This window comes from Novosphingobium tardum (assembly GCF_042652045.1).
Classification (GTDB): domain Bacteria; phylum Pseudomonadota; class Alphaproteobacteria; order Sphingomonadales; family Sphingomonadaceae; genus Novosphingobium; species Novosphingobium tardum.
Window position 1 is genome coordinate 691,235 of the sequence record NZ_JBHSDR010000006.1, and the last position, 15,800, is coordinate 707,034.

General features: G+C 64.2%; 12 protein-coding genes and 1 tRNA gene. 4 read left to right on the forward strand and 9 right to left on the reverse strand.

All coding sequences use genetic code 11. The features are described 5' to 3' along the window. Positions 1–7: 7 nt before the first annotated feature. From ACFO0A_RS11280 to ACFO0A_RS11310, 7 genes are all read right to left on the reverse strand, one after another. Positions 8–709, reverse strand: coding sequence for a COG3904 family protein (locus ACFO0A_RS11280; RefSeq protein ID WP_379539103.1), 702 nt, complete (start codon positions 707–709; stop codon positions 8–10). Positions 710–714: 5 nt separating this feature from the next. Then, positions 715–1,407, reverse strand: coding sequence for a hypothetical protein (locus ACFO0A_RS11285; RefSeq protein ID WP_379539104.1), 693 nt, complete (start codon positions 1,405–1,407; stop codon positions 715–717). Between the two features lie 70 nt (positions 1,408–1,477). Then, on the reverse strand, positions 1,478–2,785 hold the full coding sequence (locus ACFO0A_RS11290) for an HlyD family type I secretion periplasmic adaptor subunit (protein WP_379539105.1): 1,308 nt from the start codon (positions 2,783–2,785) through the stop codon (positions 1,478–1,480). Between the two features lie 4 nt (positions 2,786–2,789). Continuing rightward, positions 2,790–4,517, reverse strand: a complete 1,728-nt coding sequence (locus tag ACFO0A_RS11295; RefSeq protein ID WP_379539106.1) for a type I secretion system permease/ATPase — start codon at positions 4,515–4,517, stop codon at positions 2,790–2,792. A 67-nt stretch (positions 4,518–4,584) separates the two neighbouring features. Then, the gene (locus ACFO0A_RS11300) at positions 4,585–8,127 is read right to left on the reverse strand and encodes a DUF7507 domain-containing protein (protein WP_379539107.1); all 3,543 of its coding nucleotides are present in this window, start codon (positions 8,125–8,127) and stop codon (positions 4,585–4,587) included. Positions 8,128–8,606: 479 nt separating this feature from the next. Next, positions 8,607–8,682: transfer RNA gene (locus ACFO0A_RS11305), tRNA-Ala, on the reverse strand. Between the two features lie 167 nt (positions 8,683–8,849). After that, positions 8,850–9,167 (reverse strand): TIGR02300 family protein, encoded by a 318-nt coding sequence (locus tag ACFO0A_RS11310; protein ID WP_379539108.1) that lies wholly within the window; start codon positions 9,165–9,167, stop codon positions 8,850–8,852. A 218-nt stretch (positions 9,168–9,385) separates the two neighbouring features. Between ACFO0A_RS11310 and aroA the strand changes: the two genes are divergently transcribed. The 4 genes from aroA to rpsA all read left to right on the forward strand — a co-directional run bounded on the left by aroA (position 9,386) and on the right by rpsA (position 13,542). Further along, entirely contained in the window at positions 9,386–10,723 is a 1,338-nt protein-coding gene (gene aroA / locus ACFO0A_RS11315; RefSeq protein ID WP_379539109.1) for a 3-phosphoshikimate 1-carboxyvinyltransferase, read from the forward strand. Next, positions 10,720–10,977: a CBU_0592 family membrane protein gene (locus tag ACFO0A_RS11320; RefSeq protein ID WP_379539110.1), complete on the forward strand. Its 258-nt coding sequence runs from the start codon at positions 10,720–10,722 to the stop codon at positions 10,975–10,977. Before aroA ends, ACFO0A_RS11320 begins: the two co-directional genes overlap by 4 nt. Next, the gene (locus tag ACFO0A_RS11325) at positions 10,974–11,627 is read left to right on the forward strand and encodes a (d)CMP kinase (RefSeq protein ID WP_379539111.1); all 654 of its coding nucleotides are present in this window, start codon (positions 10,974–10,976) and stop codon (positions 11,625–11,627) included. The genes ACFO0A_RS11320 and ACFO0A_RS11325 overlap by 4 nt, the downstream gene beginning before the upstream one ends. A 208-nt stretch (positions 11,628–11,835) precedes the next feature. Then, positions 11,836–13,542, forward strand: a complete 1,707-nt coding sequence (rpsA, locus tag ACFO0A_RS11330; protein ID WP_379539112.1) for a 30S ribosomal protein S1 — start codon at positions 11,836–11,838, stop codon at positions 13,540–13,542. A 164-nt stretch (positions 13,543–13,706) separates the two neighbouring features. On the opposite strand, the gene ACFO0A_RS11335 is transcribed toward rpsA, so the two are convergent. Beyond that, positions 13,707–14,495, reverse strand: a complete 789-nt coding sequence (locus ACFO0A_RS11335) for a sterol desaturase family protein (protein WP_379539113.1) — start codon at positions 14,493–14,495, stop codon at positions 13,707–13,709. After that, complete coding sequence (locus ACFO0A_RS11340) at positions 14,495–15,721, reverse strand: acyltransferase family protein (protein ID WP_379539114.1); 1,227 nt, start codon at positions 15,719–15,721, stop codon at positions 14,495–14,497. The genes ACFO0A_RS11335 and ACFO0A_RS11340 overlap by 1 nt, the downstream gene beginning before the upstream one ends. Positions 15,722–15,800: the final 79 nt, after the last annotated feature.

Sequence of the window (15,800 nt, forward strand, 5' to 3'; positions counted from 1 at the left end):
AGGAAGGTCAGCCGGCGGTTTCCTGGGGCACCACGTTGTATTTGCGCACTTCGTCCTGGCTCAGGCAATAGCGCGTCGAATGGTTGGCAGTGCTCGCCACCGCCTGCTGCCTGTACATGATATCGGTCAGAAGCTTGCGGCTGATGCCCATGCGGATCAGGAAGTCGTTGTCTTCGCTGGCCAGCATCGCGCTCGACTGCTCGATCTCGCCGATCAGCTTGATCGTCTCGTCCGTCCCCTCGCCCACGCTCAGGTCGATCACATCGCGGTCCGCGGTGTGGGTGAACATGTGAACCATGAACACGCCGCCGGGATCGACGAAGCGGCGGTCGCCGCCCATGAACACGAAGTTGCAGCTTGAAAAGCAGGTCCACCCCGCCGGGATGCGAGTCGCCATGCCGGGGAACGAGCGGATCACCTTGCCCGCCGCGTTGCCAGCGCGGGCATCGCCGCCGCGGCTGCGCAGCCAGATTTCCTCGATCTTCTCGTCCTTGTCGAGCGCCGCCTTTAGCCGGTCGGGGAAGGTTTCCTCGATGATGCCATCGGCGATCAGCACCCGCTTGCCGCCCTTCTCCGCTGTCGAGAGGGATATCGCCTTCGCCTCTCCCCAGCCCGGAGCCGCGGGGCAGCTCGGATTGTCCTTGTCCATTGCCGGCGCCGCGGCGAGCACGAGCGGCGCGGTGAAAGCAAGGAAGGCGAGACGGTTCACGCCGATCAGGCCATCAGCGAATAGCGAGCCGCACCGGGTGCGCGGCACATGCGCTTGTTCGCGGTCGTCTCCTCGCCGTTGACGATGATCACGTCGCTGACGGTGATGCAGGTCGAGCCTTCGGGCATGCCCTTGGCCTTGTCGTTGCGGGCGATGACGGTGGACTTGCCCGACACGTTTTCACGCGTGGCCGAGGTCCAGGCCGCAGTGCTGCCTACCTCGTCGCCGCGAGTCGCCGCGACGGTAGCGGCGGCGGCCTGTGCCTGCTCCTGCGGGTCGAGACGGCAGGCGATGACATTCGTGAGCTGATCGGCGACCGCGGCGGTGGGCACCCAGCTCGAAATGCCGGCCGAGCTTGCGGCCCGCCCGGCCACCTGCCCCAGAACGCTGCCCAGTATAGCGGAGCCCGCGCTCTTCTTCTTGCCCTTTGGGCAGCCGTCCGAGCTCGTCTGGCTGCTCGATGTGGAACTGGGGATCGAAGGCAGGCCGAAACCCCCGAACTGGGCTGCTGCCGGAGCGGCGTTGCCCAGCGCCAGCGCGCCCGCTGCGGCCCAGCCAAGAATGTCCGTGATGTTGCGCCCCATCGATCCCTCGTCCCGTTCTGAGGAGCGCTGCACCCATGCCGCCAGCGAGGCGGGCCGATCGCGAATCCGTTCGGTAGGGGCGGCATAACTCCTGTTGAGCCAACGCCTTACCATCGAAATTACGCCCTGCTGTGACGAGCGTCAACTTGTCGCGATGCAGTTCGACGAACCCGCGCAGGCCGGACTATTCGCGGAAAGCGGTTTCACCGAGCCGGGTGATGGGCGTGAACAGGTAGGACAGGATCGAGCGCTTTTCGCCGAGCAAGCTGACGTTGGCGATCATGCCCGGGCCGATCGGCAACGGCTTCCCGCTCTCGTCCTTGAGCGTCGCGACCGTCTGCACCTCGACGGTGTAGAAACTCTCCCCCGTCTTCTCGTTCAGCACCGCGTCGGGCGAGATCGACGTCACCTTGCCGTCAAGCGTTCCAAAGATCGCGGAATTGTAGGCCGTGATATCGACCTTCGCGCGTTGGTTGAGGCGAACGTTCGCGATGTCAGACGGGCGAACCATCGCCTCGATATACAGTGCCTGCTCGGATGGCACGATTTCCACGACCGGCGATCCCGCCGCGACCGAGCCGCCCACGGTTGTCACCAGCACGCGGTTGACCTTGCCCGACATCGGCGCGCGGATAGTCGTGCGGTCGACCCGATCGGAGAGCGCTGGAAGCTGACGCTGCTTCTCCGAAAGCTCGGCCTGCGCCTGCGAAAGTTCTACGCCTGCGCGGCTCATCCAGTCGCTGCGCTGCTGCGCGGTCTGGGCCCGGGCCTCGGCCACGCCGGAACGCGCGCGGGCCAGCGCGGCGCTTGCCGCGTCGACTTCGTTGCGCGCCACCTGGGCGGCGTTTTCGGCCTTCACCAGGTCGATCTTGGGAACGATGAGCTGCTCGGCCAGTGGACGGATCATCTCAAGCTCTCGCTCCGTCGCGACGAGGTTCGAGCGCCGTGCCTCAAGCGCGGATTGCGCCTCGACGACAGCGCGTTCGGCTTGTGTCACGCGCGCCGCGCCCGCCGCCAGAATGCCCTGAAGCTCCGCCGAGCGCGCAGCGTAGAGCGACCTCTCGACCGCGACCTGATCCTGCGGCGCCGCGCCATAGACCGGCGTGGCGCTGCGGACCTCGGCGTTGAGGCGCGCAACGCGCGTCTGTAACGCTTCGACCCCGGCGGTCGAACTGCCAAAGGCCGCACTGCTCAGTGTTGGAGAAAGCCGGACGAGGATCTCGCCCTTGCGAACCGTCTGGCCGGGCCGGACGAGGATTTGTTCAATCACCCCGCCTTCGAGGTTCGAGACGACCTGGAGCTTCGCGCTCGGCACGACGCGACCCTGCCCGCGCACAGTGCGGTCGATCTTGGTCAGTGCCGCCCACGCGATGAAGATCGCGAAGAACGCCAGGATGATCCAGAGCATGACATTGGCGGATTTGCGCGCGGCGAATTCGCTCTCGTCGAGATCGATTTCGCGGTCGCCGAGGAACTGGGTCAGGTTTGGCATTGCCCTATCTCGCCCCGATCTGGCTGACCTTGCGGGTGATCTGGTCCGGCGAACCGTCCATCATCACCCGGCCGTGCGCCAGCAGGATAACCCTGTCGACCAGCGCCAGCAACGACGGACGATGGGTGATGAGAACCAGGGTGCGCCCTTCGAACTCCGCGCGCAGATTCGCGATGAGGCGGCTTTCCGTCTCGGTGTCAACCGATGAGGTCGGCTCGTCGAGGACGAGGATCGCGGGCCTTCCGACCAGCGCCCGGGCCATCGCGATAGACTGGCGCTGCCCGCCCGAAAGTCCGTCGCCGCGATCGGCCAGCACCAGATCATAGCCATTGGGCATGCGCGAAACGAAATCGTGAGCCAGGCTCACCTTCGATGCCCGCAGCATCTCCTCATCATCGGCCTCTTCTCGGCCGAGCTTGATGTTGTCGCGGATCGTGCCGGTAAGCAGCACGTTGTCCTGGAACAGCGCGCCCATCTTCTTGCGCAGCGAGGTGGTCGTAAGCTGGCGGATGTCGGATCCGTCGACCAGGACGAGCCCGCTGGTGGGGGGATAGAGACCTACCAGAAGCCGCGCGATGGTGGACTTGCCCGATCCGATCGGGCCGATCAGGGCGACGTGTTCGCCGGGCTCGACCCGGAACGAAACCCCGGTCAGCGCGAGCTCTGCCGCTCCCGGATAACGGAAGTCGACGTCGCGGAACTCGATCCCGCCTTCAAGGTGCTGGAGGCGGAGCCCCTCGCCCGCCGGCCCTTCGGGCGGCTGTTCCATCAGCCGGTCAATCTGGAGGTATGCGGTACGCGCGGCGTTGATGCGGGTCAGCAGGTGGGTGATCGTGCCCAACGGCGCGACCGCGCGGCCAGCGAGGATGGAACAGGCGATCAGCCCGCCCATCGTCAGGGTGCGGTCGGCAATGGCGAACACGCCGAAGATCACTACCCCCGTATAGGCCACCGTCTGCGCGGTGCCCGCCATGTTGATCGCGATAGTGGATACCAGGCGCTGGCGCAGCGATGCGCCGGCATGTCCCTGGACCGCCTGGTCCCACCGCGCGGCGAGCATCGGCCCGGCATTGGCGGACTTGACCGTCTCGATGCTGCCGATCGTCTCGACCAGCACGGCCTGCTTGCCCAGCGCTTCGCCGAGGGTCTCGGCGGACAGCTTGCGCATCATCGGCTGGGTGATCAGCGCGGTCAGGATCACGATCGGGATGAGGACGAGCGGCACCCACACGATGCTGCCGCCGATCAGCGCGATCACCGCCAGGGTGATGAAGATGAACGGCACGTCGACGAGCGCCGTGACCGTGGCCGAGGCGAAGAAATCGCGCAGCGTCTCGATCTCGCGGACGAGGCCGGCCAGCCCGCCGGTGGACTTTCGCCCGAGGTCGAGCCGCATGTCGAGGATCTTCTGGAAGATCGCGCGGCCGACATCGCGGTCTATCCGCGCGCCCGCGACGTCGACGAAATAGGCGCGCAGAAGCTTCAGCGCGAAATCGAAAATGAGGATGATGCCGAGGCCAATCGTCAGGCCGACCAGCGATTCCGTGGCATTGTTCGGCACGACCCGGTCATACACTGTCATCGTGAACAGCGAGGTCACCAGCGCGAAGAAGTTCACCATCATCGCGGCCAGGCCGACCTTGAGGTAAATCGCGCGGTTCTTCCGCAACGGGCCGGCCAGCCATTCGGATAGCCGGCCCCGCGGAATGTCTACTTCAGAATTGGTAACCAAAGCCGTGCCCCCTTATCCGGCAATCTTACGCGGCTTTGGCTACGCAATTATGAATGTGGTCACAGCGTCAAGCGATCAATGCCGCAGCGTTGATCATCATGGCGTCCATCGGGTTGTCGGCCGCCATGGCGTAATGGATGCCGCCATCCACGGTCTGACCGGTGTTGTTGTAATGATCCAGGGCACTGTGCATCGCCGCCGCCGAGTGATCGATCGGAGAAGCCGGTACCGACCAGTAGGCCGAGCTGGTCTTCACCACGACGTGATCCTTGCTGTAGGTGTCGAACGTCTCGTTCCTCAGATTGTCGATGAACGGATCGGGATTGGCCTTGGACGCGGTAAGGATCGTGCCGTTCCCGTCCTTGCCTGCGAATGACTGCATCCAATCGATCGCGTCCTGGAGGAAATGCTTCGGACTGCTGTGGTCCGAGGCATCCCCAATACCGTTGCCAGCCAGGTAGTTGAGCCAGGTCGCCACCATGTCCCGGCCCAGCATCTGCGTGCCGTCGCCGGCCTGCGTCTTCTGGGAGGCGTTGATGAGGTTCTTGGCATCGTCCAGGCTGATGAACAGCGTATCCTCGATGTAGTCGTCGGACGTGCCCATCATGCCGTCGTTGCCCGCCGTATGGTCGGTAACGCCGTTCATGTTCCAGTCGCCGATCAACAGGCCCTTCACCCCGCCGATCATCAAGTAGGTGTCACCGTTGGTGACATCGTACTTGCCGTCATGGTTGACATCGATGATCGTCAACTCGTGATCGGCAAAGGTCGGACCGACCTTTGTTTCGTTGCCCTGCATGCCATCCCAGAACTGCATGCCCAGGTTCGACCAGAACCCCGGGGTCCGCACACCTGGTCCTGCGAGGACGCCATAGTAGTAGGCGGCATCCATGTCGGTCGCGCCCTCGTCTGTGCTGACGTCGGCCACGTTGACGTGCTGCCCGTAGTCGAAGCCCTGGGTGTAGGTGATCGTCCAGGTCTCGGTGACGTCCAGGATATTGTCGTGGTTGTCGTCGCCGGTCAGGATCGCGTTATGGTCGAGTGCGTACTGGGTCAGCGCTCCATTCGCGTAGAGCGTCTGGGTAACGCCGACCACGTTTCCGGTGTAGTTGGTGTCCTTGATGACCAGGTTGGTCAGGTCGATGTTGCCATCGTTTTCGATGGTCACCTTGAAGTACACCGGATCCTGCACGGTGATGTTACCCGGCAGCATCGAGGGGTCGTTTGCGTCGTAGTAGGTCTCGCCGTCAGTCGAGACGTACTTCGTCAGGTCGACGTGCGGGGTGTAGACGAGCTCGACCTGCGCCGAGTCTGACTCAGGATCGGTCAGGTTCGTGTCGCCGGTCGCGGTGTTGTCGAGGTAACCGTTGCCGCCGCCCTTCGTGTTGAGGTCTTCCTGCGTAAGGGTGTAGCTCGCCGTATAGGACCAGGTTTCGCCCACGTCGAAGTGGCCGTCCCCATTCGTATCGCCGATGTTATAGGCAGTGCCCGCCGCCAGGACCGCCGTTGCCGACGTCTTGGCATAACCCTCCACCTGGTCGTCCACCGTCACGCCATCCAGCGTGATGTTGCCGGTATTCGAGATCGTGATGCCGTATTCGATGATGTCGCCAGCCGCGTCGGCCGCATGGTTGCCAGCGCTATCAACAGCGGTGACGGTCTTGGTCACGTCGATGGCAGGCGCATAGACCAGCGGCTGGGGCGCGCTGTCGTTGTCGGTGACCGTGTCCGTCGTCCCTATCGGATTGGCTACGACGATGCCGGTGTTGTCGAGATCGTTGTCGACCCCGTCAGTGCTGTCATTGCCCTGGCTGTCGAGATCGGCCTGGGTGACGGTCTGAGAGGCCGTGTAATGCCAGGTCTCGCCTACGTCGAGCGCGCCATCCTGGTTGACGTCGCCGGTGTTGAACCCATCACCGTCAAGCACCGCATGAATGCTGCCCGTATCGGCGTTGGGGTCGGTTACGACCACGTTCGTCAGCGTGACGTTGCCGTCGTTCTTAACATCAAGCGTGTAGTTGACGATGTCGCCGGCGCCGTTGGCGTCGGTGACGAGCGAAACGTCTACGTCATCCCCATCGGTCACGCCGGAAACGGCCTTCGTGATCATGATCGAGGGATCATAGACTAGCGGCTGGGGCGCGCTGTCGTTGTCGGTGACCGTGTCCGTCGTCCCTATCGGATTGGCTACGACGATGCCGGTGTTGTCGAGATCGTTGTCGACCCCGTCAGTGCTGTCATTGCCCTGGCTGTCGAGATCCGCCTGGGTGACGGTCTGAGCGGCTGTGTAATGCCAGGTCTCGCCTACATCGAGCTCGCCATCCTGATTGACATCGCCGGTGTTGAACCCGTCACCGTCAAGCACCGCATGAATGCTGCCCAGATCGGCGTTGGGGTCGGTGACGACCACGTTCGTCAGCGTGACGTTGCCGTCGTTCTTAACATCAAGCGTGTAGTTGACGATATCGCCGGCGCCGTTGGCGTCGGTGACAAGCGAAACATCGACGTCATCCCCATCGGTCACGCCGGAAACGGCCTTCGTGATCATGATCGAGGGATTATAATCGATCGCAACCGATGCGCTGGCGCTGTCGGGGCCGGTTTGATCTGTGTCGCCCGTGGCGGTGTTATCGATGAACCCGTTGCCACCGCCCTTCGTATCGATATCGGCCTGCGTCACGACGTAGGAGGCCGAATAGACCCAGGTTTCCGTCTTATCGAGGACGTGGTCCCCATCGGTATCGCCGGACACATAGGTTGCACCGGTAGCGGTCAGCGCTTCGACCTGGTCAAGGACCGTCACGCCGGTGAGGTCCACGTTACCGGTATTGTCGATAGTGATCTGATAATGGACCACGTCGCCGGCGGAGGTCACGTGGGCGCCAGGGACGCCATCGACGTCCAGGGCCGTCTTGGTCACGTCGATCGACGGCGCCGCGCGCAGGCGGAATTCCTCGAAGCCGCCATTCTCGGGCGGAGTGGGCCCGAATTGCGCGAAGAGGGTGATGAAGGGGTCGGACCCGATGGTCGCTGCGCCTACCGAACTGACGGGGACGAAGAAGATGTAGTCGTCGCGACCGCTGCCCGAATAGTCGTCGCTCAGGACAAGGGTCTTGTCCGTCGTGGCGTCGAGATCAAAAACCTTCGTGAAATCGGAATTCAGCGCGGTTACGTCGCTGCCAGTGTAGTCGCCGGACGTCGCCTGGCGACCGGAGGTAAAGATCTGGAACTCGCTGAGCGATAGCTGCTTGGTGCTCGTGTTCGGCTCGTTCACGTCCAGGCGGATTTCGTAATACGAAACGCCATCGATCACGACGATCGGAAGGTCGGAAAGGTGAATCGCGTTCGTGGAATTGGGCTGTCCCGAGTCGAGCGGGAGCGGGCTTGCATCCGTGTTGTAGCCCAGCTCGATGCCGTCGGACTGCCCGCCTGCATTGAGATTGAGGAAGGGCTGATAGGTACCGGTACCGGAAACGAGATATTCATCGGGGGAGAGATGCTTCACCAAGAAATCATCGGTCCAAACGGGGTCCGTGATCGTCGCGATGCCTTCATCGAAAGGGGTCGTCTCATCATCCACGGTGAGGACGGGGATAATTTCTTCGGCCATTTTCAAAACTCCCAATGGTCCAGGCACGCGAACCCGTTCGGGCAAGCGCCGCATCCAGTTCGCGATGTGCCTTGGAAACCTCGTCCAAGAAGACCCGGCCAAAACAGCCGAGTCGCGGACGACCCTGTTTTCGTTAATGGGAGATTTACTCATTTTCGGATCAGGCAACAAGCGGAGTCATCGGGTGAGGCTCGAATTATCGCCTCAAAGTAACGGCTTGACGCACTGCGGTTGACATTCGGGGCGCCTGTCAAGCCGCCGGAAAAATTAGCGATTGCCTAATAAGTCCAAGCACGATCTGACTGAAATCCAGTGATAAGTTCAGATGAGATTCCGGACGAGAAATCGCCGATCAGCATGGCCTTGGCGAATTTGCGATTGCCCGCCAGCGACTTGGGTTCGCCGCGCTGCACAACGCGAGTCCCGATATGGAACGGCGCGCGCCGCAGGTGTGGAGCAGGATAAAGGGGTTTGGGCGATGGTGGAGCCTAGCGGGATCGAACCGCTGACCTCCTGCATGCCATGCAGGCGCTCTCCCAGCTGAGCTAAGGCCCCTTACCAACGCTGCGGAGCGGCGCTGCCACTCCAATTCCCGGCCCTTGGGTCGCCGGGAAGCGGCTCTCTAGGCGAACCGCGGCGCGGCTGGCAAGCGTAAATGCACTGCCCGCCGCGCCAATTTCGTCAGGGCGTTTCCCGCCTTCGGCAGGACTACGCCCCAGGTATCAATGCTCGTCGCCGTCGTCGTCCGGACCGGCCACGCCGAGGTCGTCGTCGCCGCCAAGATCCACGTCGTTATCCGGCGAATCGCCGTCGTCGTCGATATCCAGATCTTCCTCGGCCAGGTCGGCGTCCTCGACCTCCTTGACCTTCTCCTTCTGGATTTCCTCGTAGGGGATCGGCTGCTTGGACTTGAGCACCGGCTCGGGCTGCCAGGCGTATCCGCAGTTCACGCAGGTGACCGGATCGCTCTTGCCCAGATCGTAGAACCGGGTGCCGCACTTCGGGCAGCCATGCTTGGCACCCCATTCTGGCTTGACCATGAAACTTCCTTGCAAATTGGCAGGCGGGGCGCGCGGGAGCCGCACCCTCGGACCGCGGAAATGATGGTGGCGGGCGCGCGCCGTTTCAAGCGTGCCGCCCAGACGGTGGCGCGCCTTGCCATAGGCGGCGCGCGCTGTCAAAAGCCGCGCGCCCGGGCCCCGTCCCCCCGCGGCTTCGTGCAAGGACAGGTCCTATCACCCCCTCCGCTTCCCGACCCGTGCCACGCCGCTTCCTGCCGCAGGGACCGTTGCGCGGAGCGATCGCGGTGCCCGGCGACAAGTCGATCAGCCACCGCGCGCTGATCCTTTCGGCGCTGGCGATCGGCGAAAGCCGGATCACCGGGCTTCTCGAAGGCGAGGACGTACTGGCCAGCGCGGCCGCCCTGCGCGCGATGGGCGCCGGGATCGAGCGCGGCAATGACGGAACCTGGCGTGTCCACGGCGTGGGCGTGGGCGGCCTCGGACAGCCTGCGGGCGCGCTCGACATGGGCAATAGCGGCACCTCCACCCGCCTGCTCATGGGTCTCGTCGCCAGCCACCGATTGACCGCGACCTTCGTCGGCGACGCCAGCTTGTCGCGCCGTCCGATGGGCCGGGTGATCGAGCCGCTGAGCCGGATGGGTGCCGACATCACCGCCTCCCCCGGAGGGACGCTTCCGCTGATGGTGCGCGGGCTCGTCCCCGCCGTGCCGATCGAATATACCCTGCCGGTCGCCTCGGCCCAGGTGAAGAGCGCCATCCTGCTCGCCGGCCTCAACACCCCGGGCATCACGACGGTGATCGAGCCTGTTCCCACTCGCGATCACAGCGAACGGATGCTGGCGGGCTTCGGTGCGCAGATTTCGGTGGAACAAGACAGCGCCGGCGCGCGGGTGATCCGCCTGATCGGCGAGGCGGAGCTGCGGCCCCAGGCGATCACGGTTCCGGGCGACCCTTCTTCCGCCGCGTTCTTCGTCGTCGCGGCGCTGCTCGTGCCCGGTTCGGAACTGCTGGTCCACAACGTCGGCCTCAACCCCACCCGGGCGGGCCTGTTCGCGGTGCTGCGCGAGATGGGCGCCCGGATCGAGGAAGAGAACCTGCGCGACGTGGGAGGCGAGCCCGTGGCGGACCTGCGCGTATTCCATTCCGCGCTGACGGGCGTCGATGTCGACCCCGCGGTGGCGCCGGCCATGATCGACGAGTTCCCGGTCCTGTTTGTCGCCGCCGCGCTCGCCCGCGGGCGGACGACCACCAGTGGGCTCGAGGAATTGCGGGTCAAGGAGTCCGACCGGCTCACTGCCATGGCAGAGGCATTGACGGCTGCGGGCGCGCGCGTATCCGAGACGCAGGACGGGCTCGTGATCGACGGGACCGGGGGCGCTCCCCTTCCGGGTCTCGCCGGTAACGGCGCGCCGGTCACGACCCATCTCGACCATCGCATCGCGATGAGCATGGCGGTGGCGGGGCTCGCCAGTGCCGACGGGGTGGAGGTCGACGACATCCGCCCGATCGCCACGAGCTTTCCCGACTTCGAGACGCTTCTGGCGTCCGCCACCGGGCAGGAGAGCGCGCGATGACGCCCCAGACCGCCGATCTGATCGGCTTTGCCGGCAGCTTCTGCATCGTGGCCGCGTACGCCTACAGCAACCTGTCCGCTGCGATGAACATGCTGTTGTTCAACGCGCTGAACTTTGTCGGCGCGGCACTTCTGGCCGTGTCGTTGACGGTCAACTACAACCTGCCCACGCTCGTTCTGGAATTCGTGTGGATGGGCATTGCCTTGCTCGGCCTGGTCCGGACGCTGCTCGCGCGGCGGAAACGCACTGCATGATCATCGCGGTCGACGGCCCGACCGCCTCGGGCAAGGGCACTATCGCCAAGGCCCTCGCCGCGCACTTCGGCTTGCCCCATCTCGATACCGGCCTGCTCTATCGCGCGGTCGGGCGGCAGTGCTTTCTCGACGGCGGCAATCCCGATGACGGCGGGGACGCCCTGGCGGCGACCACGTTTCCCGATGCCCTGCTCGACGATCCGATCCTGCGCGGAGAGGACGTGGGTGGACTGGCAAGCCGCGTATCGGTCCATCCCGCGGTGCGGGCGGCGCTGCTCACCCGCCAGCGCGATTTCGCGCACCTGCCCGGCGGCGCGGTGCTCGACGGCCGCGACATCGGCACGGTCATCGCGCCCGAAGCCGATCTGAAGCTGTTTGTTGTCGCCAGCGTACCAGCGCGGGCCGAGCGGCGATTTCGCGAAATGCAGGCGCAGGGACGCAACGTGGCTCTCGCCGACGTGGCCGCGGACCTCGCGATGCGCGATGAGCGCGACCGCACCCGCGCCGAAGCGCCGCTGGTCGCCGCTTCCGATGCGGTCCTGCTCGACACCTCCGACTTGGGCCGCGATGCCGCGATTGAAGCCGCCATCGAGCTTGCCGAACGGCGCTTCGCGGAACGCCAGGCCTCACCCGGTGCGGCAGGGGTTTGAAGCGCCATTTCCCTTGCCTTCACGGCCTCCTTGGACTAGGGCGCGCGCGTCCTGAAGGCCGCCCGCGGCTTGCAGGATGTCTGTCGCGGCACCCGGTCCGGCAGGCAGTTCGGCCCCTTTGGCCCGTCTCGGCAATCCCGCCGCGACGGAGAAAGACCGGCGGAAAAACCGCCCGGCCGGAAACATCGACACAGGAAACTGATTGCATATGGCCACCATGCCAAACCCCTCCCGCGATGATTTCGCGGCTCTCCTTGACGAATCGCTCGGCGGCGCCAGCGACGGCGGCTTCGAAGGCCGGGTGGTCAAGGGCACCGTCACCGGTATCGAAAACGACAAGGCCGTCATCGACGTTGGCCTGAAGAGCGAGGGCCGCGTCGCCCTGCGCGAATTCGCCGCGCCCGGCCAACCGCATGGCCTGAAGGTCGGCGACGAGGTCGAAGTTTACGTCGACCGCGTCGAGAACGCCGACGGCGAAGCGATGCTCAGCCGCGACCGCGCCCGCCGCGAAGCCGCGTGGGACAAGCTCGAGAACGAATTCGGCGAAGGCAAGCGCGTCGAAGGCACGATCTTCGGCCGGGTCAAGGGCGGCTTCACCGTCGACCTCGACGGCGCCGTCGCGTTCCTCCCCGGCAGCCAGGTCGACATCCGCCCCGTGCGCGACGTGCAGCCGCTGATGGATCAGCCGCAGCCGTTCCAGATCCTCAAGATGGATCGCCGCCGCGGAAACATCGTCGTGTCGCGCCGCGCCGTCCTGGAAGAGACCCGCGCCGAGCAGCGTTCTGGCCTGATCCAGAACCTCGCCGAAGGCCAGGTCATCGAAGGCGTCGTCAAGAACATCACCGACTACGGCGCGTTCGTGGACCTGGGCGGCATCGACGGCCTGCTCCACGTCACCGACATGAGCTACAAGCGCGTCAACCACCCGAGCGAGGTCATCAACATCGGTGACACGGTCAAGGTCCAGATCGTCCGCATCAACCAGGATACCCAGCGCATCAGCCTCGGCATGAAGCAGCTGGAAAGCGATCCGTGGGAGAACGTGGAAAAGAACTACCCGGTCGGCGCCAAGCTCAAGGGTACGGTCACCAACATCACCGAATACGGCGCCTTCGTGGAGCTGGAGCCGGGGATCGAAGGCCTTGTCCACGTTTCGGAAATGAGCTGGACCAAGAAGAACGTCCATCCGGGCAAGATCGTCTCGACCAGCCAGGAAGTCGAAGTCATCGTCCTCGAGGTCGACAGCGCCAAGCGCCGGATCAGCCTTGGCCTCAAGCAGGCCCAGTCGAACCCGTGGGGCGATTTCGCCGAGAAGCACCCGATCGGTTCGGTCGTCGAAGGCGAAGTCAAGAACGCGACCGAGTTCGGCCTGTTCATCGGCCTCGACGGGGACGTCGACGGCATGGTCCACATGTCGGACATCGCCTGGGGCATCTCTGGCGAGGACGCGCTGGCGCTCCACCGCAAGGGCGAGCAGATCAAGGCGGTCGTGCTCGACGTCGACGTCGAGAAGGAGCGCATCAGCCTTGGCATGAAGCAGCTTGAAAAGGGTGCTCCGGCAGCCGGTGGCGTTTCGGCCGACGGCGCGCTGAAGCGCGGCGACGTGGTCACTGTGACCGTGCTCGAAGTGCGCGACGGCGGGCTCGAGGTCCAGGCCGGCGACGATGGGGCCACCGGCTTCGTCAAGCGCTCGGACCTTGGCCGCGACCGCGACGAGCAGCGTCCCGACCGGTTCCAGGTCGGGCAGAAGCTCGACGCGATGGTCACCGGCTTCGATCGTTCGAAGAAGCCCAACTTCTCGGTCAAGGCGCGTCAGCTCGCCGAAGAGAAGGAAGCGGTGGAACAGTACGGTTCGTCGGATGCCGGCGCTTCGCTCGGCGACATCCTCGGCGCGGCGCTGAAGAAGGGGGCGTAAGCCTCCTCCTCTTCGCACCACGCGAACAGCATCCGGCCCGTCCGCTCACCCGAGCGGGCGGGCCTTTTGCATGGAGCTTCTCGTCGCAGACAAGCCGATGGCGTTGGCGCGCTCCACGCCGCAGGCCGAGGTCGAGCCGCCAGCGGCCGGCAATTCTACCCGGATTAGACGGTGCTGCTTTCTGGTGCAGACCGCTCCTTGCGGAACGGCTCGACAATCTTGTCGACGAAGCCGAACGGCAGCGGCTCATCGATTCCGTAAGACTGAGGCGCCAGCGGCTCCTTGAGGCACGCCGTCCGCATTACGATATCGAGGATCGGAAATTGTCCGGCATAGTTGCGGTTGAACGCCGCCTGCTCGTTCGCGTGATGCCAATGGTGGTACAGCGGCGAGACGAACAGCCACCGCAGTGGGCCGAAGCTGACGTCGACATTCGAGTGCTTCAGGTGCGAATGCCATGCAGACACTATCGAGAAAGCCGCAAGCGCAGCGACATCGAAGCCGACCGCGAACGGCACGATGAGCGACAAGCCGCGCGTGAGTATCTGATCCACCGGGTGGACCCGGTGACCCGCCAGCCAGTCCATCTCCTCGATCGAGTGATGAACCTTGTGGAGTCGCCACAGGAACGGAACCTCGTGGAACAGCCGGTGGATGGCGTAATAAACGATGTCCGCCAGCACTGCGACTTCCAGGGCCTGGAGCCAGATCGGCTGTGAACGGATCGCCGGTTGCGCGGCATCCGAAATCAAGGGCACGAGCAACGCCTCGCCCGCAACCAGGACCAGCATCGTTCCGGCGAGGATCAGCACGCCGCCAATTATCGCGAACGCCAGGTCGGTGCGCCAGAAGCGGCGCAGGACGGCTTGATCCCGGCTGCGCGGCAGGAGGCGTTCGAGCGGGACGAAGATGACGAGTGCGAACAGCAGGTCGCGCAGAAGACCGTACACCATTACGAAGCCACCGTGTTTTGGCGAATTGCGAAGGTCCGGCTTTCCGAACGGGCGGCCAACTTCGGTATCGAGCGGTCCTTGAGCATCAGGAACGGCTTTTCGACCGCGAAATGGAGCGCCATGGCCATGGCCGTCGAGAGGCAGATATAGGCAGCCCAGAACGCACCCGCCGATGATGTCGGAGTTCGTCCCGCAATGTGCAGCGCAAGGGGGATGAGCGGGAAATGGACCAGGTAAAGCGTGTAGCTCAGCCGAGCCACTGCCCGCCAGAAATGCTCGAACGGCAGGGCGACACCATGAAGCGATAAGGCAGCCACCACCATCGCCCCGAACAGAAGGGCCAGCACGACTGGTTGGAACACGATGTCATAGATCGAAATCGTGGCCATGAAATCGTGCGATCCGGCAAGCAGCGCGAAGCCTGCGAGGGCGGAGCACAGGATGACGATTGCCGTCCGGCGCGTGAAGGCAAGACCGCGCAGACTGGTCAAATAGCTCACGGTCACGCCCATGATCAGCGGTTCGAGCACCATATGAAAGGGACTGCGGAAAGCCCGGAAAAAATGAGCATAGGTCACCGGCTCGGTCTGGCCCGCAAAGGCGACTAGCCGAAGCGTGGGAGAGATCAGGAACAGCGCTAGCAAGAGGCCCAGCACGGCCCGCAGTGGCAGCGCCGCGATCGCAAAGACGAGTAACGGGGCGAGGATGTAAAACTTCTCTTCGACCCCGAGCGACCAGAACGTGACGTTGATGTCGGAGGGAAGATAATCCTGCAGGAACAACGCGTGATAGAAGACGCGCGGCACGATCCCGCCATAATCCACGGCGTAGAAGGGAAAGGCCCCTCCCACGATCAACAGCATTGCGACGTAATAGGCAGGGACGATCCGAAGGATTCGGGCCCGGAAATAGCCTGCCATCGCCGGGAAGACGCTTCCTCCCTGGCTGCGCCGGATCAGCGCATTGCCGATCAGGTATCCCGAGAGGACGAGAAATAGGTCGACCCCCACCCAGCCGTTGATGAGAAGCGAAGCGACGAAGCCATCGCCCTTCGGAGCCACATCTGGCCCTGCCCTCACCCCGTGGCGCAGCAACACCAGGATAATCGCCAGGCTGCGCAGGAAGTCGAGCCAGGGGTTCTGGTGCCCGATCTTCGGGAAAGCGAAATAACGCCGTCCGCCCGTCCGTCGCGGATCGAACTGCATTGTGGCTGTCCCGATGGACATGGTCTCGCTCGCTTCGCTCTGGTTCCCGAAATCGGCCCTGAGCATTAGGCGAACAGAGTTAATCTCGATTAAATCCGGC